At 48.8% G+C, this 977-nt stretch carries 1 protein-coding gene; it reads right to left on the reverse strand.

From position 1 onward, the window contains the following. Window positions 1–141: 141 nt before the first annotated feature. Window positions 142–879, reverse strand: coding sequence for an ATP-binding protein (locus tag FNY66_RS15330; RefSeq protein WP_087150789.1), 738 nt, complete (start codon window positions 877–879; stop codon window positions 142–144). Between the last annotated feature and the right edge of the window lie 98 nt (window positions 880–977).

A 977-nucleotide genomic window follows, 5' to 3' on the forward strand; every position in this document is an offset into this window, starting at 1 on the left:
TGCAAACAGCCACTTTCTGCGGACAGCAGGGCCGCATTTCCCGGACAGTCCGGGCCATATTAAACGGACAGCCTGGGATATCAGCAGGGCAGAGGGTACTCCGCCCCACTGATCAGTATTGATCGGTGTTCCAGAAGAAAGCTATGCTTTCTCAATAAGTACAGTAAATCCTGTCGTTAGTCTGCGTCTGATCCCGTCAAGCTTACCGTAGCATTCCTTTTCGTCACTCAGCTGATTTCCCCACTCATCTGGAGAATACTGACAGCTGAAGAGTGTGGAGGTGCCAAGGTCATCCCGAAGTTTTATGAGATGATACAGGATCTTGATCCCTTCTTCTGAATACCTGCTTATGGCAAAATCATCAATGAACAGCAGCTGGATCCGTGCATAGTACCTGATCCTCTTACGATACTTGTTCAGGTCTTCCTGGCGGTTGAGGACGATCAGTTCGTCCAGCAGGTCACTATAGTCTACGAACTTACAACGGTAATTACGTCTGCATGCTTCCACACAACAGGCAGACAGGAAATAAGACTTGCCGGCACCGGTGACTCCATAGATCCCGACGTTCTGCCGGTTCTCAGCGAAATGAAATTTCAGGATCTGTTCAACGGTGGCATCATTGTAGATGCGTCCGTTGCCGGTTTTCAGATTCTCGGCCAAAGCACCTTTATTGATCAGGCTGCTGAGCCGCAGATTTGTTTCAAACCTGTTGTTGAGTGTTTCTATGTACTGAGGTTCCAGAACCTCACGGATAAACTGCAAAGCGGTATAGCTGCCGAATTCAGGACTTTTAGACAGTTCTGCGAAACGCTGGGCGGCTACCGGCAGAGATAGTGTGTCCAACATCTCATAGATATCAGTAGTCTTATTCTTCATTGCCTGCCTCCGTTTCCTGACGCTTCAGCAGGTTCTTAAGGGAATACTTGCTGTCATCATCTTTGTAGGCGCCGGATACGGCTGTTGCAGCATCTTCG

Origin of the sequence: Mediterraneibacter catenae, from assembly GCF_008691045.1 — a bacterium.
Taxonomy (GTDB): Bacteria; Bacillota; Clostridia; order Lachnospirales; family Lachnospiraceae; genus Mediterraneibacter; species Mediterraneibacter ornithocaccae.

Excerpts from the sequence above, each read along its gene's own strand:
- FNY66_RS15330 (WP_087150789.1), bottom strand. The coding sequence starts at position 879 with ATGAAGAATAAGACTACTGATATCTATGAGATGTTGGACACACTATCT.